Source organism: Streptomyces sp. NPDC059866 (genome assembly GCF_042731325.1).
Classification (GTDB): Bacteria; Actinomycetota; Actinomycetes; order Streptomycetales; family Streptomycetaceae; genus Streptomyces; species Streptomyces flavusporus.
Map to the genome: position 1 here is coordinate 54325 of NZ_JBHWJT010000013.1, position 18353 is coordinate 72677.

Genomic DNA, 18353 nt, shown 5'->3' on the forward strand with positions numbered 1-18353 from the left:
GGTGGGGGTGGTGGGGCTTTGGGGGTGGTGAGGGGGCGGTCTTCAGCATGTGGGTGGTGCTGGTGCGGCGACCATGAGGTGGTGCGGGTGTGGTGATCGCCCGGTGGATCCGCGGTCGTGTGCGTGGCGTTCGAAGACTCGCGGTCCTGGGCGGTCACTGGGGTGATGCCCGGCTGGCGGTCACCCAACCGGAAGGCCTCTCAGCACGATATCTCCGAGTGCCACCCTTGGGGAGAGTCTGCGGCACTCAGTGCCAGTCAGTGACGAAGACCACCGTCCGCCGTGCATACGGCAAGATGATCGCGTGACCGACGAAGCCGCCGTTCCCGCCGCGCACCCCGATCCCGCCGCCATGCGCAAGCACTACCGGGCCGAGGGTCTCGCCGAGACCGATCTGGCCGCAACGCCCTTCGAGCAGTTCGCGCGCTGGTTCAGGCAGGCCGCGACGGAGGGCCACATCTTCGAGCCGAACGCCATGGTCGTCTCCACGGCCGACGCGGAGGGCCGGCCCGGTTCTCGTACGGTGCTGCTGAAGCACTTCGACGAGACCGGTTTCGTCTTCTACACGAACTACGACTCCCGCAAGGCCCGCGACCTTGCCGAGAACCCGTACGTCTCGCTGCTCTTTCCGTGGTATCCGATGGCCCGGCAGGTGATCGTCACCGGCATCGCGCGGCGCACCGGGCGGGACGAGACGGCGGCGTACTTCCGTACCCGGCCGCACGGGTCGCAGCTCGGGGCGTGGGCGAGCGCGCAGTCCTCGGTGGTCGCGACCCGTGCGGATCTCGAGGCCGCGTACGCCGAGCTGGCGGCCCGTTACCCGGACGGTGAGCAGGTGCCGGTGCCGCCGCACTGGGGTGGTTTCCGGGTGGCCGCGCAGGCGGTGGAGTTCTGGCAGGGGCGGGAGAACCGGTTGCACGACCGGTTGCGGTACGTGGCGCAGGCGGACGGCAGTTGGCGGGTGGAGCGGCTCAGTCCGTGACGCGCGGCTCAGTCCAGGACGCGGCTCCGTCCGTCCCGTGGCTCAGCCCCTGACGTGGCCCAACGCGTCGTCCAGGAGTGTCGCCCACTGGGTCACCACGCCTTCGCGGCGCTGGGCGTCGTCGGTGAGGAGGTTGGCCAGGCCCAGGCCGCGGGCCATGTCGAGGAGGCCCTGGACGGTTTCGCGGACGCCGGGGCGGGATTCGTCGGCGGCGAGGAGGTCCACGGCTATGCGGTGGGTTTCGCGGCCGACGCGGGCTTCGAGTTCCGTGACGCGGGGGCGCAGCTGGTCCTCGTTGGAGGCGGCGACCCAGAGGTGGAGGGCGGCGCGGAACAGCGGCCCTGTGTAGAGGTCGACGAGGGCCGCCACGACGGCGCGGTGGTCGTCGGCGGCGCCTTGGGGGAACAGGGCGCGCAGGGCGAGGGAGCGTTCCTCGGCGACGTATTCGACGGCGGCGGTGAAGAGGTCCTCGCGGGTCGGGAAGTGGTGCTGGGCGGCGCCGCGGGAGACTCCGGCGCGTTCGGCGACGACGGCGACGGTGGAGCCGGCCCAGCCGTGTTCGGCGAGGCAGGCGACGGCGGCTTCCAGGAGCCGTTGCCGGGTGGCGCGGCTGCGGTCCTGTTTGGGAGCGCGGTCGGGGCGGTCGACGGTGGTCACCGTGGTGTTGACCGGGTTCACAGCACCCATGGGGGATCCCGTCGTTCGAGGAAGGCGGTCATGCCTTCGCGGGCGTCGGCGGAGGCGAACATGCGGGCCGAGAGTGCGGTCAGGTGGGCCGCGTCCCGGTCGAATGTCTCCAGCACCCTAGCTGTGAGCAGGCGTTTCGTCTCGGTCAGGGCCTGGGGGGCCGCTTTGCGCAGGCTGTCCAGGACGGGGGCCAGTACGTCGTCCACGTCGTCGCCCGTCGCTGTCAGCAGGCCGATACGGGCGGCCTCGGTGGCGTCGAAGCGTTCGCCGGTGAGGTAGTGGCGGGCGAGGGCGCGGGGGTCGGTGCGGGGCAGGAGGGTGAGGGAGATGACGGCGGGGGCGACTCCGATCCGTACCTCCGTGAACGCGAAGGTCGCCTCGCCGGATGCGACCGCGATGTCGCAGGCGGCCAGCAGGCCGAGACCGCCCGCCCGTACGTGTCCGGTGACCCGGGCGACGACCGGCTTGGGCAGCTCCACGATCTGCCGCAGCAGGCCGACCAGCGCGTCCGGGTCGGGAGGGTCGCGCAGGTCGGCGCCTGCGCAGAAGGTGGTGCCGGTGTGGGTGAGGACGACGGCGCGGATGTCGCTGTCCTTGCCGCAGTCGGTGAGGGTGTCGGCGAGTTCGCCGACGAGCGCTGCCGAGAGGGCGTTGCGGTTGGCCGGGGAGTCGAGGGTGAGGGTCTCGACTCCCCGCGTGCGGGTGCGGCCGATCAGGGTCACGTGGTCTCCCTCAGCTGCCGGCGCAGGATCTTGCCGGAGGCGGCGCGGGGCACGGCGTCGATGAAGGTGACCTGGCGGACCCGCTTGTAGGGGGCGACGCGTTCGGCGACGTACATCATGATCTCTCCTTCGGAGAGGTCGGGTGCGGACGGCTGGCGGACCACGTACGCGCGCGGGATTTCGTTTCCGTCCTCGTTGTAGACGCCGATGACGGCGGCGTCGGCGATGCCCGGGTGGGTGAGGAGCAGGGCTTCCAGTTCGGCGGGGGCCACCTGGAAGCCCTTGTACTTGATGAGTTCCTTGACGCGGTCGACGACGAAGAGCCAGCCGTCGGCGTCGACGTGCCCGATGTCGCCGGTGTGCAGCCAGCCGTCGGTGTCGATCATCGCGGAGGTGGCGTCGGGGCGGCCCAGGTAGCCCTTCATGACCTGGGGGCCGCGGATGAGGATCTCGCCGGCCTCGCCGACGCCGAGGTCCTTGTCGGGGTCGTCGAGGGAGACGATGCGCATCTCGGTGCCGGCGATGAGGCGGCCGACGGTCCCGGGCGGGGCGTCGTGCATGGCGTCGAGCGGGACGACGTGCGTGCCGGGGGACAGTTCCGTCATGCCGTAGGCCTGGCCGACGGGCGGCAGGTTCAGACGGCGCGAGCAGGCGGCGGCGAGGTTCGCGTCCAGCGGGGCGGCGGCGCTGATGACGTACTTCAGGGACGACAGGTCGTACTGCGCGACCGCCGGGTGTTTGGCGAGGGCGAGGACTATGGGCGGGGCGACGTACAGGCCGGTGATGCGGTGGTTCTGGATGGCGGCGAGGAACTGTTCCAGGTCGAAGCGGGGCAGGACGACGACTGTGGCGCCCACCCTCAGGGGCGCGTTCATCAGGGCTGTCAGCCCGTAGATGTGGAAGAAGGGCAGGACGGCGAGGACACGGTCGCCGGGGCCGGCGGAGATGGCGGGTTCGAGCTGGGCGAGGTTGGTGGCGATCTGGCGGTGGGTGAGCATCACGCCCTTGGGGATGCCCGTGGTGCCGGACGAGTACGGGAGGGCGGCGACGTCCGTCACGGGGTCGATGTCGATCTGCGGTTCGGGGGCCGTGGACGCGAGCATGTCGATCAGCGAGCGGTGGCCGGTCGCGCTGTCGCAGACGAAGATCTCCCGGACGCCGCCCGCGAGTTCGGCGGCCCGGCGGGCGATGTCCAGCAGCGGCGAGATGGTGACGATCCAGCGGGCGGCCGAGTCGCGGAGCTGCTTGGCGAACTCCTCGGCGGTGGCGAGCGGGTGGACGGTCGTGACGGAGGCACCCGCGCGCGTGGCGGCGTAGAAGGCCGTCGGGAAGGCGATGGTGTTGGGGCTGTGCAGGGCGAGGACGTCGCCCTTGCGGACGCCGGCCTCGGCGAGCGCGGCGGCGATCCGCCGGTGGAAGCGGTCCACCTGCTCGTAGGAGAGGGTGGTGCCGTCGGTGCCGTCGATGAGCGCGGGCGCGTCACCGAACTCGGCGGCCCGGCCGAGCACGGCCTCGTGGATGGGCAGTTCGACGGGTGGGACGTCTGCGTACTCGCTGCGGAACATCGGTTCCTCCTCGCACAACGCTGTGCCGGATCAGTACGACTTGGGCAGGCCCAGGGTCTGATGGGAGACGTAGTTGAGAATCATCTCCCGGCTCACCGGTGCTATACGAGCCACGCGTGCGGCCGTTATCAACGAAGCGAGCCCGAACTCGCGCGTGAGGCCGTTTCCGCCGAGGGTGTGCACGGCCTGGTCGACGGCCTTCACGCAGGCCTCCCCGGCCGCGTACTTGGCCATGTTGGCGGCCTCTCCCGCGCCGGTGTCGTCCCCGGTGTCGTACAGGTGGGCCGCCTTCTGCATCATCAGGCGGGCCAGTTCCAGGTCGATGTGCGCCTGGGCGAGAGGGTGGGCGATGGCCTGGTGGGCGCCGATGGGCGTGTTCCAGACGCTGCGGTCGCGGGCGTACTCGATGGCTTTCGCGAGTGCGTAGCGGCCCATGCCGATCGCGAAGGCGGCCGTCATGATGCGTTCCGGGTTGAGGCCGGCGAAGAGTTGCAGCAGGCCGGCGTCCTCGTCGCCGACGAGTGCGTCGGCGGGCAGCCGTACGTCGTCCAGGACCAGCTCGAACTGCTTCTCCGCGGCGTTCAGTTCCATGGCGATGGGGTGCCGGGTGAAGCCGGGCGCGTCGCGCGGGACGATGAACAGGCAGGGCTTGAGGCGGCCGGTGCGGGAGTCTTCTGTGCGGCCGACGATGAGGGTGGCGTCGGCTGTGTCGACGCCGGAGATGAAGACTTTGCGGCCCGTGAGGAGCCAGTCGGGGCCGTCTTTGCGTGCCGTGGTGGTGATGCGGTGGCTGTTGGAGCCGGCGTCGGGTTCGGTGATGCCGAAGGCCATCGTGCGGGTGCCTTCGGCGATTCCGGGGAGCCATTGTTGTTTCTGGTCGTCGGTGCCGAAGCGGGCGATGACCGTGCCGCAGATCGCGGGGGATACGACGAGCATGAGGAGGGGGCAGCCGGCTGCGCCGAGTTCTTCGAGGACGATGGAGAGTTCGGTGATGCCGCCGCCTCCGCCTCCGTACTCCTCGGGGAGGTTGACGCCCAGGTAGCCGAGTTTTCCGGCTTCTGACCAGAGTTCGTGAGGGTGGCGGTTTTCGGCGACGGCTTTGGTGAGGTATTCGCGGCCGTAGCGGTTGCCGAGGGCGGCTACTGCGGATCGTAGGGCCTTGTGTTCTTCGGATTCGATCGTGGGGGTCATGTGCGTCCTCCGGGTGCGGGTTGTGGGTGGCTGGTCGCGCAGTTCCCCGCGCCCCTAATCGGCGTTGTTGTCCACGACCGCCAAGAGGGAGCCGACCTGGACCTGCTGGCCCGGGGTCGCGTGGAGTGCGGTGAGCGTGCCTGTGGTCGGGGCCGAGATCTTGTGCTGCATCTTCATCGCCTCCAGCCACAGCAGGGGCTCTCCGGCCCGTACCGGGGCCCCTACGGACAGGCCCTCGGCGACGCGGACGACCGTGCCGGGCATGGGGGCGAGGAGGGATCCGGGTGCGTGCTGGGTGGTCGGGTCGGGGAAGCGGGGCAGGGCGGTGAGGGTGGTGGTGTTCACGTGCACCTGGTCGCCGTACCGCGCCACCTCGAACTTCCGCCGCACTCCATCCACTTCCAGTACGACGAGACGCGCGTCGGCGTGCACCACCCGCACCCCGTCGGCCGTCAGGCCGCCTCCGCGCGTGTGCCGGTAGCGGGCCTCGTGTTCCTCGCCGGCCATCAGGTACCGCTTGATCTGCGGCTGTGAGGGCACGTTGCGCCAGCCGGCGAAGCGGGAGCGGCCGTGGGCGTCGGCGAGGGCGGCGGCCAGGGGGGCGTACGGGTCGGGGGTGGGGTCGGTGAGTTCGGGGAGGTGGCGGTCGTAGAAGCCCGTGTCCATGCGGGCGGTGGTGAACTCCTTGTGCCACAGGGAGCGGATCAGGAGGTCGCGGTTGGTGGTCGGGCCGTGGATGACGGTTCGTTCCAGGGCGCCGGCGAGTTTGCGGAGGGCTTCCGCGCGCGTGGGGGCGTGGGCGACTGCCTTGGCGAGCATGGGGTCGTAGTGGATGCCGATGTCGTCGCCGTCGGTGTAGCCGGTGTCCAGGCGGATGCCTTCGGGGGCGGTGAGGCGGTGCAGGGTGCCGGTCTGGGGGGCCCAGTCGCGGGCCGGGTCCTCGGCGTAGAGGCGGGCCTCCATGGCGTGGCCACGCGCGCGTGGGGGGTCGGTTTCGAGGGCGTGGCCCTCGGCGACGCGGAGTTGGAGGGCGACCAGGTCGATGTCGAACACGGCTTCCGTGACGGGGTGTTCGACCTGGAGGCGGGTGTTCATCTCCAGGAAGTGCGCCCTGTCGTCGGCGACCAGGAACTCGACGGTGCCGGCGCCGACGTAGCCGACGGCGCGGGCGGCGCGTACGGCGGTGTCGTACAGCTCCTGGGTGAGCTCGTCGGTGAGGCCCGGGGCCGGTGCCTCCTCGATCACCTTCTGGTGGCGGCGCTGGAGGGAGCAGTCGCGGGTGCCGAGCGCCCACACCGTGCCGTGCGTGTCGGCGAGGATCTGCACCTCGACGTGGCGGCCGTTCTCCATGTACGGCTCGACGAACACCTCGCCGTCGCCGAAGGCGCTCGCTGCCTCGGCGCGGGCGCCCTCCAGCGCGGCGGGCAGGTCGTCGAGCCGGCGCACGATCCGCATCCCGCGCCCTCCGCCCCCCGCGGCCGCCTTGACCAGCACCGGCAGGTCGTCCGCGGTGACGTCACCCAAGGGCGCCAGCCCCAGCAGCTGTTTGGCACGTGTTTTGGACGCCATCGCCTCGATGGCCTGCGGGGGCGGGCCGATCCACACCAGGCCCGCGTCCAGGACCGCTCGGGCGAAGTCGGCGTTCTCGGAGAGGAAGCCGTAGCCGGGGTGGACGGCGTCGGCGCCGGCCGCGACGGCCGCCTGCACGATCAGGTCGGCGCGCAGATACGTGTCGGCGGGCGCCGCGCCCGGCAGCCGTACGGCCGTGTCGGCCACGCGCGCGTGGAGGGCGTTTTCGTCGGCATCCGAGTGCACGGCGACCGTCCGGATTCCCAACTGACCGCAGGTGCGGAAGATCCGGCAGGCGATCTCGCCCCGGTTGGCGACGAGCAGAGTGGAAATCATGGACCTCACATCCGGAAGACGCCGAAGCCGCCGCGTACGCCCTCGTAGGGCGCCGTGTGGATGGCGGACAGGCACAGGCCGAGGACGGTGCGGGTGTCGCGGGGGTCGATGACGCCGTCGTCGTAGAGGCGGCCGGACAGGAACATCGGCAGGGACTCGGACTCGATCTGCTGCTCGACCATGGCCCTCAGCGCGGCGTCGCCCTCCTCGTCGTACGGCTGCCCCTTCGCGGCGGCCGACTGGCGGGCCACGATCGAGAGCACGCCGGCGAGCTGCTGCGGGCCCATGACGGCGGACTTGGCGCTGGGCCAGGCGAAGAGGAAGCGGGGGTCGTAGGCGCGTCCGCACATGCCGTAGTGGCCGGCGCCGTAGGACGCGCCCATGAGGACGGAGAGGTGGGGGACCTTCGAATTGCTCACCGCGTTGATCATCATCGCGCCGTGTTTGATGATGCCGCCCTGCTCGTACTGGCTGCCGACCATGTAGCCGGTGGTGTTGTGCAGGAAGAGCAGGGGGATGTCGCGCTGGTTGGCGAGCTGGATGAACTGGGCGGCTTTCTGGGACTCCTCGCTGAACAGCACCCCTTGGGCGTTCGCCAGCACACCCAGGGGATAGCCGTGCAGGGTCGCCCAGCCGGTGGCCAGGCTGGTGCCGTAGCGCGGCTTGAACTCGTCGAAGTCGGAGGCGTCGACGATCCGGGCGATCACCTCGCGCGGGTCGAAGGGGGTCTTCAGGTCGCCGGGGACGATGCCGAGGAGTTCGTCCTCGTCGTACTTGGGGGGTGCGGCCGGGCCCGGATCGTCGTACGCCTTGCGGTGGTTGAGGCGGGCGACCACGCGCCGGGCCTGGCGGAGTGCGTCCTGCTCGTCGACGGCGAAGTAGTCCGCGAGACCCGACACGCGCGCGTGCATGTCGGCTCCGCCCAGGGACTCGTCGTCGCTCTCCTCGCCGGTGGCCATCTTCACCAGCGGCGGACCGCCGAGGAACACCTTCGCGCGTTCCTTGACCATGATCACGTGGTCGGACATGCCGGGGATGTACGCGCCGCCCGCGGTCGAGTTGCCGAAGACCACGGCGACGGTGGGGATTCCGGCGGCCGAGAGGCGGGTGAGGTCGCGGAAGACGGCGCCGCCCGGGATGAAGATCTCCTTCTGTGAGGGCAGGTCGGCGCCGCCGGACTCGACCAGGCTGATGCAGGGCAGCCGGTTGGCGAGGGCGATGTCGTTGGCGCGCAGGGCCTTCTTCAGGCTCCAGGGGTTGCTGGCGCCGCCGCGCACGGTCGGGTCGTTGGCGGTGATCAGGCACTCGACGCCCTCGACGACCCCGATGCCGGTGACGAGCGAGGCGCCCACGGTGTACTCGCTGCCCCACGCGGCCAGCGGCGACAGCTCCAGGAACGGTGTGTCGGGGTCGAGGAGCAGCTCGATGCGCTCACGGGCGAGCAGTTTGCCGCGCCCCCGGTGCCGTTCGACGTACTTCTCGCCGCCGCCCGCGAGGGCCTTGGCGTGTTCGGTGTCGAGGTCGGCGAGCTTGGCGAGCATCGCGTCGCGGTGGGCGCGGTAGTCGGGGCCGGTGGTGTCCAGGGCGGAGGACAGGACGGTCAAAGGAGGGCCTCCGGGATGTCCAGGTGGCGGGAGCGCAGCCATTCGCCGAGGGCCTTGGCCTGCGGGTCGAAGCGGTGCTGGGCGGCGACGCCGGCGCCGAGGATGCCCTCGACGACGAAGTTGAGGGCGCGGAGGTTGGGCAGGAGATGCCGGGTGACCTTCAGCCGACGGCTCTCAGGTATCAGCTGCTGGAATCTGTCAGTGGTCAGCTCATGGGCGAGCCACCGCCAGGCGTCGTCCGTCCGCACCCAGACCCCGACGTTGGCGTTCCCTCCCTTGTCCCCGCTGCGGGCGCCGGCGACAAGGCCGAGAGGGGCGCGCTTCGTGGGCGCGGGTGGCAGCGGCTGCGGCAGGGCAGGCTCCGGTACGTCTTCCAGTACGAGGGTGCCGGCGGCCGGAGCCACAGGAACCCGGCGTCCGTCGTAGAGGACGGCCACATGGCCGACGGCACCATGGGGGACGTACACATCCTCGAAGACCCCATAGGGCGCGCCCTTTCCAGGTGGCGCCAGCATATGGAAGCCGGGGTAACTGGCCAGCGCCAGCTCGACGGCGGCTCCGCTCAGCGCCCGCCCGACCGCATCCTGCTCCGGGTCCCGTACGACCAGCCGGAGCAGGGCGCTCGCGGTCTCCTCGGTGTCCGCGTCGGGCCGGTCGGTGCGGGCCAGTTCCCAGCGCACCTCGGTGACCTTGCCGAGGGCCGCCTCCATCTGCTCCCGCACGAGTGCGGCCTTCGCCTCGATGTCGAGGCCCGTGAGGACGAAGACGACCTCGTTGCGGAAGCCGCCGAGCCGGTTGAGGCCGACCTTGAGGGTCGGGGGCGGGGCCTCGCCGCGGACGCCCTCGACGCGGACGCGGTCCGGGCCGTCCTGCGTCAGCCGTACGGTGTCCAGCCGGGCGGTGACGTCCGGTCCCGCATACCGCGCGCCGCCCGTCTCGTACAGCAGCTGGGCCGTCACCGTGCCGACATCCACGAAGCCGCCGGTGCCGGGGTGCTTGGTGATGACGCAGGTGCCGTCCTCCTGGAGCTCGGCGAGCGGGAAGCCGGGGCGCCGGACGTCGCCCTCCGCGAAGAACGCATAGTTGCCGCCGGTCGCCTGCGCCCCGCACTCCAGGACGTGCCCGGCGACGACAGCGCCCGCGAGCCGGTCGTAATCCCCCGGCCCCCAGCCGAAGTGAGCGGCGGCGGGCCCGGTGACCAGGGCGGCGTCCGTCACCCGCCCGGTGACGACGATGTCCGCGCCCTCCCGCAGGCAGGCGGCGATTCCGAAGCCGCCGAGGTAGGCGTGGGCGGCGAGGCTGTCCGGATACCGGGCCTTGAGGTCGTCGCCCTCGACGTGTGCGACGTGCACGGGGATGCCGAGGCGTTCGGCCAGCTTGCGTACGGCGTCCGCCAGTCCGGCCGGATGGAGACCGCCCGCGTTGGCGACGATCCTGACGCCCCGCTCGTGGGCGAGCCCGAGGCACTCCTCCAGCTGCCGCAGGAAGGTACGGGCGTATCCGGCGCCGGGATCCTTCAGTCGGTCGCGGCCCAGGATCAGCATGGTCAGCTCGGCGAGGTAGTCGCCCGTCAGGACGTCCAGTTCGCCGCCGGTGAGCATCTCGCGCATGGCGTCGAAGCGGTCGCCGTAGAAGCCGGAGGCGTTCCCGATGCGGAGGGTCATCCGGCGGCTCCCTTGGGCGGGCGGCCGGTGCCGGGCGGGCCCGCGAAGGCCTGGGCGATGTCCAGCCAGCGGTCGGCGTCCGGGCCTTCGGCGCGCAGGGCGAGGTCGGCGCGGTGGGCGCGCTGGGTGACCAGGAGGCAGAAGTCGAGGGCGGGGCCGGTGACGCGCTGGGCGGCGTCCTCGGGGCCGTATGCCCACAGGTCGCCCGAGGGGCTGCGGAGTTCGACGCGGAACTCCTCGGCGGGCGCCGTGAGACCGTGCACCCCGAAGGCGAAGTCGCGGGCCCGTACCCCGATGCGGACCACATGCCTCAGTCGGTCCGTGGGGGGGCGCACCACACCCAGGGCGTCCGCCACGTCCTGGCCGTGGGCCCAGGTCTCCATGATGCGGCCCGTGGCCATGGAGGCGGCGGACATGGGTGGGCCGTACCAGGGGAAGCGGGCGCCGGGCGGGGCGGCGCGCAGGGCCTTGTCGAGGGCGGTACGACCCTCCCGCCACCTCGACAACAGCTCGGCGGGCGGGAGGTGGGCGCCCTCGTCCGCGCCGTCGTCGACGAACGTGTCCGGCGCGGCGAGCGCCTTCTGCGCGGCCGCCCGGAAGCCGTCGGCGTCCGTGACGGCCAGGTGGGCCTGCCGGTCGGTCCAGGCGAGGTGGGCGATCTGGTGGGCGACGCTCCAGCGGGGGGCGGGGGTCGGGAGCCTCCACTGCTCGGGCGGCAACTCGGCCACGAGCGCGTCGAGTTCCTCGCTCTCCTCGCGCAGATCGTCGAACACGGGCGTCGGATCGGACACGGGGCGCTCCCTCGGGGCACGGCGGTGTGCGGCGCGGTGTGGGGAGCATGGCAGCGACGCCAGAAACAATCAAGCGTGCTTGCATGAAAATATGGCCGCGCTGCACGGAAGTGCTCCGGCGGGCGAGGGGACATGGAAACGGCCCCCCGCCCGGAAGGGCGAGGGGCCGTGGTCGGCCGCAGCGGCCCGGACCGTCAAGAGGCGGCCTTGCCCCTCAACTGTCGCGTCTGCGTCCGCACCGCCCCCATGCTCGCCGCGATGACGAGCGCGATCGCGGCGGCCTCCATGGCGGTGAGGGCCTGGTCGAGGACGAGGAAGCCGGCCGTCGCCGCGAGGGCCGGCTCCAGGCTCATCATGACGGCGAAGGTGGGGGCGGGCAGGCGGCGCAGCGCGAGGAGTTCGAGGGTGTAGGGGAGGACGGAGGAGAGAAGCGCCACCGACGCGCCCAGGCCGAGCGTCACCGGGTCGAGGAGTTTCGTCCCGGACTCGGCGATGCCCAGCGGCAGGAACAGCAGGGCCCCCACCGCCATCGCCAGGGCGAGTCCGTCGGCCTGCGGGAAGCGGCGGCCCGTACGGGCGCTGAAGACGATGTACGCCGCCCACATCGCGCCCGCGCCCAGCGCGAACGCCGCCCCCACGGGGTCGAGGTCGCCGAAGCCGCCGCCGCTGAGCAGGACGACACCGGCGAGGGCCAGCCCGGCCCACACCAGGTTGAGCGCCCGGCGGGACGCCAGGACGGACAGGGCGAGGGGGCCGAGGACCTCCAGCGTGACGGCCGGGCCCAGCGGGATGCGGGCGACCGACTGGTAGAAGAGGCCGTTCATCGCGGCCATCGTGATGCCGAAGACGATCACCGTGCCCCAGTCGGTACGGGAGTGACCGCGCAGCCGGGGGCGGCAGACCAGCAGCAGGACCACCGCCGCCACCAGCAGCCGCAGCGCCACCACGCCGAGCGCACCGGCCCGCGGCATCAGGGTGACCGCCAGGGCGCCGCCGAACTGCACCGAGATCCCACCGGCGAGCACCAGTCCGACGGGACCGAGTGAGCCCCAGCGGCGTCCGGTGCCGTTCGTCGACGCGGGTGCGGCCCGAGCGGGGGTGGGCGAAGGCGTGGTGGTGGCGTCGGGGGTGCTCACGGGCGGTCCAGGGGCTCGGCTCGAGGTTCGTTCATCATGATGCACTGTCGAGTCCAGGGTAGTGGACTACGTCAGGTGTGTGAACCCATTATGCGACTGTCCCGGAGTCAGGGCCCGGACGCCTCCAACGCCTCCGCCAACACCTCGGCCAGGTGCCGCCCCCGTACCCCGGCCAGCTGCTCCAGCTGCGTCCGGCAGGAGAATCCGTCCGCCAGCACCGCCGCCTCCTCCCCCGCGCCCCGCACCGCCGGCAGCAACTGCTCCTCCGCGCACGCCACCGACACCTCGAAGTGCCCTTTCTCGAAACCGAAGTTGCCCGCGAGGCCGCAGCAGCCGCCGCTCAGTTCCCCGGAGAGCCCCGCGGCCTCGCGCAGTCGGCGGTCGGCCGCGTCCCCCAGCACGGCGTGCTGATGGCAGTGGGTCTGCCCCACCACCGCCCGGTCGACCCGGGGCGGCCTCCAGCCGGGGGCGAGTCGCTCAAGGGCCTCCGCGAAGGTCAGAACGCGGCCGGCCAGGCGGCGGGCGCGCGGATCGTCGTGCAGCAGCTCGGGGAGGTCCGCGCGGAGGGCGGCCGCGCAGCTGGGCTCGAGGACGACGACCGGGACGCCGGTCTCCAGCACCGGCTCCATCAGGTCGAGCGTGCGGCGCAGCACCGCACGGGCGCGGTCGAGCTGCCCCGTGGAGAGGTACGTCAGCCCGCAGCAGACGCGGCCCCTGCCTCGCAGGAGGGACACCGGGTCGAGGGCGACCGTCACACCGTCCCCCACCGGCGCCCTCCTGAAGTGCACCGTCGGCGGCAGCGCCACCCGCAGCCCCGCCGCCTCCAGCACGCGTACGGCCGCCTGCCCCACGGACGGCGAGAGGTGCTCGGTGAAGGTGTCCGGCCACAGGATGACCAGGTCGCCGCCGTCGACGGCCTTGTCCCGCCGCTCCCACCACCGGCTGAACGTCCTCGTCGCCAACCGCGGAATCTCCCGCTCCGGCGCGATCCCGCCGAGCCGCTTCGCCGCCCACGCGAGCGGCCGTACGGCGGCCAGGGCGTTGACCACCGGCGCCGTACGCGTGCGTGCCACCGCGCGCAGCCACACCGGCAGCCGGCCCATGCTGTAGTGCGCGGCCGGTCGCCGCCGGCCCTCGTAATGGTGGTGCAGGAACTCCGCCTTGTACGTGGCCATGTCGACCTCGACCGGACAGTCGGACCGGCACCCCTTGCAGGACAGGCACAGATCCAGCGCGTCGCGCACCTCCGTCGACCGCCATCCCTCGGTCACCAGCTCCCCGGCGAGCATCTCGTGCAGCAGCCGGGCACGCCCGCGCGTGGAGTGCTCCTCCTCACCGGTCACCCGGAAGGACGGGCACATGACAGCGGAGCCGGTTGCCGACGTCGTACGGCATTTGGCGACCCCGACGCACCGCCGTACCGCCGCCGAGAAGTCCCCGCCGTCCGCCGGGTATCCGAAGGCGACATCCACCGGCTTCCCGGGCAGGACGGCGAATCGCAGGTTCGCGTCCAGGGGCGCGGGGCGCACCAGCATGCCTGGGTTGAGCAGATCGTCCGGGTCCCACACACCCTTTGCCCGCTCGAAGAGACCGACCGTCTCCGCGCCGTACATCTTCGGCAGCAGCTCGGCACGCGCCTGCCCGTCCCCGTGCTCCCCCGACAACGAGCCCCCGTGCGCCATGACGACCTCGGCGAGCTCCTCCGAGAAGCGCCGGAAGCGGCCGATGCCCGTCTCCGTCAACAGGTCGAAGTCGATACGGACGTGGATGCAGCCGTCCCCGAAGTGCCCGTACGGAGTGCCGCGCAGGCCGTGCGCGGACAGCAGCGCCCGGAAGTCCCGCAGGTAGGCGCCGAGCCGGGCGGGCGGCACCGCGCAGTCCTCCCAGCCGGGCCAGGCCTCGCTCCCGTCCGGCATACGGGTCGCCGTACCGCTCGCGTCCTCCCGTATGCGCCACAGCGCCCGCTGTCCGGCCGGATCGGTCACCACTGTCGAATCGACGACATCGGCCGCCCGCACGATCGCCTCCGCACGCGCGCGTGCCTCCGCCTCCGACTCCCCGCCGGTCTCCACGAACAGCCAGGCCCCGCCCCCGGGCAGCGCGGCCGGCGAGGGCACCAGGTCGGCGGCCATGCCTTCGACGGTCAGGGGGTGGTACGGCAGCAGCCCGGCCGCCGCCTCCGCCGCCGCGCTCTCGTCGGCGTACGCCAGCACGGCGAGCGCACGCGCGCGTGGCGCCTCCACCAGCCGTACGACCGCCTCTGTCAGCACGCCCAGCGTGCCCTCCGAGCCGCAGAAGGAGCGGGCCACGTCGGCGCCCTTCTCGGGCAGCAGGGCGTCCAATGCGTACCCGGAGATACGGCGGGGCAGCTCGGGAAAGCCGGTCCGCAACCGCGCCAACTCCCCCTCCACCAAGGCCCGCAGCCCGTCCGGAGCCCCCGCCCAGCCCTTCCCGAGCCGCAACCGCTCCCCGCGCGCGGTGACCACCGACAGCTCCCGCACGCTGTCCGCGGTCGTCCCCCACGCCACCGAGTGCGAGCCGCACGAGTTGTTGCCGATCATCCCGCCCAGCGTGCAGCGGCTGTGGGTGGAGGGATCAGGGCCGAAGCGCAGGCCGTGCGGGGCGGCGGCCTCCTGGAGGCGGTCCAGGACGAGCCCCGGCTGGACGACGGCGGTGTGCGCCTCGGGGTCCAGGGAGACCAGCCGGTTCATGTGCCGGGTGAAGTCCAGCACCACGCCCGTGCCCGTGGCCTGCCCCGCGATCGACGTGCCCCCGCCCCGCGGCACCACCGGAACTCCGTGCTCCCGGCACACCGACAGCACCGCCGCCACGTCGTCGGCGTCACGCGGGGCGACGACACCGAGCGGGACACGCCGGTAGTTGGACGCGTCCATGGTCGTCAACGCCCGGGACGTGACATCGAACCCGACGTCGCCCCGAACAGCACCGCGCAGCTCCGCTTCCAGATCCCGCATGCGTCCAGCAAACCAAAACGCCGTCTCACCCGACGGACGAGGTTTCGCCCAGGTTTCCCGTACCGGATAACCTCGCCGCGTGGCTGAGATCCAGATTCCCTCTGACATCAAGCCCGCGGACGGACGTTTCGGCGCGGGTCCCTCCAAGGTGCGGACGGAGGCGCTGGACGCCCTCGCCGCCACCGGCACCTCCCTCATGGGCACCTCCCACCGCCAGGCCCCCGTCAAGAACCTGGTCGGCCAGGTGCGCGAGGGCATCCGCGAGCTGTTCCAGCTGCCCGACGGCTACGAGGTGATCCTCGGCAACGGCGGCTCCACCGCGTTCTGGGACATCGCGACGCACGGCCTGATCGAGAACAGGTCGCAGCACCTCACGTTCGGCGAGTTCTCGTCGAAGTTCGCGAAGGCCGCCAAGCTCGCCCCGTGGCTCGCCGAGCCGGACGTCATCTCCACCGACCCGGGCACGCACCCCGAGCCGGTCGCCGAGGCGGGCGTCGACGTCTACGCCTTCACCCACAACGAGACCTCCACCGGCGTCGCCATGCCGATCAAGCGCGTGGCGGGAGCCGACGAGGGCGCCCTGGTGCTCGTGGACGCCACCTCCGGCGCCGGCGGCCTCCCGGTCGACGTCGCCGAGACCGACGTCTACTACTTCGCCCCGCAGAAGTCCTTCGCCTCCGACGGCGGCCTGTGGATCGGCGTCTTCTCCCCGGCGGCGATCGAGCGTGCCGAGCGCGTTCACGCGTCCGGCCGCCACATCCCGGAGTTCTTCTCGCTCCCCACGGCGATCGACAACTCCCGCAAGAACCAGACGTACAACACCCCGGCCCTCGCCACCCTCTTCCTGCTGAACCAGCAGCTGGAGTGGATCAACGGCCAGGGCGGCCTCGACTGGGCGGTCCGCCGTACGGCCACCTCCGCCCGCACGCTGTACGGCTGGGCCGAGGACATCAAGTACGCCAACCCGTTCGTCACCGACCCGGCCAAGCGCTCCCAGGTCATCGGCACGATCGACTTCACCGACGAGGTGGACGCCGCCGCCGTCGCCAAGGTCCTGCGCGCCAACGGCATCGTGGACACCGAGCCCTACCGCAAGCTCGGCCGCAACCAGCTCCGCGTCGCGATGTTCCCGGCGATCGAGCCGGCGGACGTCGACGCGCTGACGAAGTGCATCGACTACGTGATCGAGAAGCTGTAGCGGCTTCCCGTACGACGACGAGGGGCGCCCGGAACTCTCCGGGCGCCCCTCGTCGTTGATCCGTCAGCGGCTCGACACAGGCACCGTCAGCGGCTGAGCTTCTGGAAACGACGGACCGCCAGCGGCAGGAAGATCACCGTCAGCACCACCGGCCACACCCCCGCCATCAGCAGCGCGTTCTGCTCGACCCAGGAGTCGCCGCCGCCGATCGGCGTGCCGAACAGTTCGCGCGTGGCCGCGGCCGTGGACGAGATCGGGTTCCAGGCCGCCACCCAGCCCAGCCAGTCGGGCATCAGCTGGGGCGCGACGAAGATGCTGGAGATCATCGTCAGCGGGAAGGCCACCGCGAACAGTCCGCCCGCCGCCTCCGGGTTGGGCACGATCAGTCCGAGCCACACCCCGATCCAGATGAGCGCGAACCGCAGCCACAGCAGCAGCCCGAACGCGGCGAGGAAGCCCCACCCCCCGTCCGGCCGCCAGCCCATGGCCAGCGCCGTCAGCATCATGATCCCCAACTCGGCGCAGGCGACGATCAGATCGGTCACCCCGCGCCCGGCGACCACCGCGGACGAGGCCATCGGCATCGAGCGGAACCGGTCGATGACGCCCTTGGTGGAGTCGTACACCACGACCGTGGCGGTGTTGATGAAGCCGAACGCCATGGTCATCACGAGCATGCCCGGCATCAGGAAGTCCTGGTAGTCCCCGCCGCCGGGCACCTTCATCGCGCTGCCGAAGACATAGCCGTACAGCAGCACGGACAGGATCGGGAAGCCCAGCTGCCAGGCGATGTTGACGGGCTGGCGCTGGTAGTGGGTCAGACCCCGCCGGACGATGTTCCAGCAGTCGGCGAGCAGCCAGTACGCACGCCCGCGCGCAGCCGGGCCGGTCAGGTCCACGGCGCTCATGCGGCGGCCTCCTTCTCGGTGCGGTGTCCGGTCAGGCGCAGGAACACGTCGTCGAGGCTGGGCCTGCGCAGCCCGATGTCCTCGACGCGGACGCCCTCGTCCTGGAGCGTGCGGGCCACGTCCGTCAGCGCGGACACCCGGTCGGCGACCGGTGCGTGCACCCTCAACTCGGTCTCGTCGGCCTCGGGTTCGCCGTCCGAGACCCGGGCCACCACCTTCACCACCCGGGGGATCTCGGACCGCTCGGCGACCACGACCTCGATACGGTCGCCGCCGACCCGGTTCTTCAGCCCGTCCGGCGTGTCGTCGGCGATGGCCCGCCCCTGGTCGATGACGGTGATGTGCGAGGCGAGCTTGTCGGCCTCCTCCAGGTACTGCGTGGTCAGCAGCACCGTCGTCCCACTCGCCACCAGCGCCCGCACCGACTCCCAGACCTCACCGCGGCTGCGGGGATCCAGCCCCGTCGTCGGCTCGTCGAGGAAGAGGACCGCCGGGGCCAGGATCATCGAGGCGGCGAGGTCGAGGCGGCGCCGCATGCCGCCGCTGTACTTGCCGACACCCCTGTCGGCGGCATCGGTCAGGTCGAACTGCTCCAGCAGCTCGGTGGCGCGCAGCCTGGCCCGCTTCCCACCCAGGTGGAACAGCCGGCCGAACATCTCCAGGTTCTGCCGCCCGGTGAGCACCTCGTCCACCGCCGCGTACTGCCCGGTGAGTCCGATCCTCGCCCGCACCTCGCGCGACTGCCGGGCCACGTCGAGTCCGGCCACCGTCGCGCGCCCGCCGTCCAGCCGGACGAGCGTGGAGAGGATGCGTACGGCGGTGGTCTTGCCGGCGCCGTTCGGCCCGAGCAGTCCGTGCACGGTGCCCTCGCGCACGGCCAGGTCGAAGCCGTCGAGGGCGCGTTTCTCGCCGTAGCGCTTCTCCAGGCCCTCGGCCCGGACCGCGTATCCGTCCATGGTCGTCCCTTCCGATACCCGCACCAACCGAGTACACCGTACCCTTTTTCGCGTACAACGTACTCAGTT

14 protein-coding genes are annotated in these 18353 nt (G+C 71.8%); 2 read left to right on the plus strand and 12 right to left on the minus strand.

Annotated elements, in window-relative coordinates; translation table 11 throughout:
- Positions 1–304: 304 nt before the first annotated feature.
- On the plus strand, positions 305–982 hold the full coding sequence (gene pdxH, locus ACFV7R_RS20965) for a pyridoxamine 5'-phosphate oxidase (RefSeq protein WP_385265448.1): 678 nt from the start codon (positions 305–307) through the stop codon (positions 980–982).
- Between the two features lie 42 nt (positions 983–1024).
- Here pdxH and ACFV7R_RS20970 read toward each other — a convergent pair whose 3' ends face one another.
- The 10 genes from ACFV7R_RS20970 to ACFV7R_RS21015 all read right to left on the minus strand — a co-directional run bounded on the left by ACFV7R_RS20970 (position 1025) and on the right by ACFV7R_RS21015 (position 15222).
- On the minus strand, positions 1025–1669 hold the full coding sequence (locus tag ACFV7R_RS20970; protein WP_385265450.1) for a TetR/AcrR family transcriptional regulator: 645 nt from the start codon (positions 1667–1669) through the stop codon (positions 1025–1027).
- The gene (locus ACFV7R_RS20975; RefSeq protein ID WP_385265452.1) at positions 1657–2391 is read right to left on the minus strand and encodes an enoyl-CoA hydratase family protein; all 735 of its coding nucleotides are present in this window, start codon (positions 2389–2391) and stop codon (positions 1657–1659) included. Before ACFV7R_RS20975 ends, ACFV7R_RS20970 begins: the two co-directional genes overlap by 13 nt.
- Positions 2388–3956 (minus strand): 4-coumarate--CoA ligase family protein, encoded by a 1569-nt coding sequence (locus ACFV7R_RS20980; RefSeq protein WP_385265455.1) that lies wholly within the window; start codon positions 3954–3956, stop codon positions 2388–2390. The genes ACFV7R_RS20975 and ACFV7R_RS20980 overlap by 4 nt, the downstream gene beginning before the upstream one ends.
- A gap of 30 nt (positions 3957–3986) precedes the next feature.
- Entirely contained in the window at positions 3987–5147 is a 1161-nt protein-coding gene (locus tag ACFV7R_RS20985; protein ID WP_385265457.1) for an acyl-CoA dehydrogenase family protein, read from the minus strand.
- A 54-nt stretch (positions 5148–5201) separates the two neighbouring features.
- A complete protein-coding gene (locus tag ACFV7R_RS20990) occupies positions 5202–7052 on the minus strand; it encodes a biotin carboxylase N-terminal domain-containing protein (RefSeq protein ID WP_385265458.1) in 1851 nt (616 codons plus the stop codon).
- Positions 7053–7057: 5 nt separating this feature from the next.
- Positions 7058–8656, minus strand: a complete 1599-nt coding sequence (locus tag ACFV7R_RS20995) for an acyl-CoA carboxylase subunit beta (RefSeq protein ID WP_385265460.1) — start codon at positions 8654–8656, stop codon at positions 7058–7060.
- Positions 8653–10320, minus strand: coding sequence for an acyclic terpene utilization AtuA family protein (locus tag ACFV7R_RS21000; RefSeq protein WP_385265463.1), 1668 nt, complete (start codon positions 10318–10320; stop codon positions 8653–8655). The genes ACFV7R_RS20995 and ACFV7R_RS21000 overlap by 4 nt, the downstream gene beginning before the upstream one ends.
- A complete protein-coding gene (locus ACFV7R_RS21005; RefSeq protein WP_385265465.1) occupies positions 10317–11111 on the minus strand; it encodes a TIGR03084 family metal-binding protein in 795 nt (264 codons plus the stop codon). Before ACFV7R_RS21005 ends, ACFV7R_RS21000 begins: the two co-directional genes overlap by 4 nt.
- A gap of 194 nt (positions 11112–11305) precedes the next feature.
- Positions 11306–12247 carry a DMT family transporter gene (locus tag ACFV7R_RS21010; RefSeq protein ID WP_385265468.1) on the minus strand — a complete coding sequence of 314 codons (942 nt, stop codon included), beginning with the start codon at positions 12245–12247 and terminating at the stop codon, positions 11306–11308.
- A gap of 107 nt (positions 12248–12354) precedes the next feature.
- Complete coding sequence (locus ACFV7R_RS21015; RefSeq protein ID WP_385265471.1) at positions 12355–15222, minus strand: FAD-binding and (Fe-S)-binding domain-containing protein; 2868 nt, start codon at positions 15220–15222, stop codon at positions 12355–12357.
- Between the two features lie 79 nt (positions 15223–15301).
- On the opposite strand from ACFV7R_RS21015, the gene serC reads away from it, so the two are divergent.
- Positions 15302–16420 carry a phosphoserine transaminase gene (gene serC / locus ACFV7R_RS21020; RefSeq protein WP_385265474.1) on the plus strand — a complete coding sequence of 373 codons (1119 nt, stop codon included), beginning with the start codon at positions 15302–15304 and terminating at the stop codon, positions 16418–16420.
- A gap of 86 nt (positions 16421–16506) precedes the next feature.
- On the opposite strand, the gene ACFV7R_RS21025 is transcribed toward serC, so the two are convergent.
- Together ACFV7R_RS21025 and ACFV7R_RS21030 are read right to left on the minus strand one after the other, a co-directional pair.
- On the minus strand, positions 16507–17328 hold the full coding sequence (locus tag ACFV7R_RS21025; RefSeq protein ID WP_385265477.1) for an ABC transporter permease: 822 nt from the start codon (positions 17326–17328) through the stop codon (positions 16507–16509).
- Positions 17325–18284: an ATP-binding cassette domain-containing protein gene (locus ACFV7R_RS21030; RefSeq protein ID WP_385265480.1), complete on the minus strand. Its 960-nt coding sequence runs from the start codon at positions 18282–18284 to the stop codon at positions 17325–17327. The genes ACFV7R_RS21025 and ACFV7R_RS21030 overlap by 4 nt, the downstream gene beginning before the upstream one ends.
- Between the last annotated feature and the right edge of the window lie 69 nt (positions 18285–18353).

What these genes read in the sequence shown, in the direction of transcription:
- ACFV7R_RS21015 (WP_385265471.1), bottom strand. Translation starts at nt 15,222, where the DNA reads ATGCGGGATCTGGAAGCGGAGCTGCGCGGTGCTGTTCGGGGCGACGTC.
- ACFV7R_RS21000 (WP_385265463.1), bottom strand. Translation starts at nt 10,320, where the DNA reads ATGACCCTCCGCATCGGGAACGCCTCCGGCTTCTACGGCGACCGCTTC.
- ACFV7R_RS20970 (WP_385265450.1), bottom strand. Translation starts at nt 1,669, where the DNA reads ATGGGTGCTGTGAACCCGGTCAACACCACGGTGACCACCGTCGACCGC.
- ACFV7R_RS21025 (WP_385265477.1), bottom strand. Translation starts at nt 17,328, where the DNA reads ATGAGCGCCGTGGACCTGACCGGCCCGGCTGCGCGCGGGCGTGCGTAC.
- ACFV7R_RS20980 (WP_385265455.1), bottom strand. Translation starts at nt 3,956, where the DNA reads ATGTTCCGCAGCGAGTACGCAGACGTCCCACCCGTCGAACTGCCCATC.
- ACFV7R_RS20990 (WP_385265458.1), bottom strand. Translation starts at nt 7,052, where the DNA reads ATGATTTCCACTCTGCTCGTCGCCAACCGGGGCGAGATCGCCTGCCGG.
- ACFV7R_RS21030 (WP_385265480.1), bottom strand. Translation starts at nt 18,284, where the DNA reads ATGGACGGATACGCGGTCCGGGCCGAGGGCCTGGAGAAGCGCTACGGC.
- ACFV7R_RS20985 (WP_385265457.1), bottom strand. Translation starts at nt 5,147, where the DNA reads ATGACCCCCACGATCGAATCCGAAGAACACAAGGCCCTACGATCCGCA.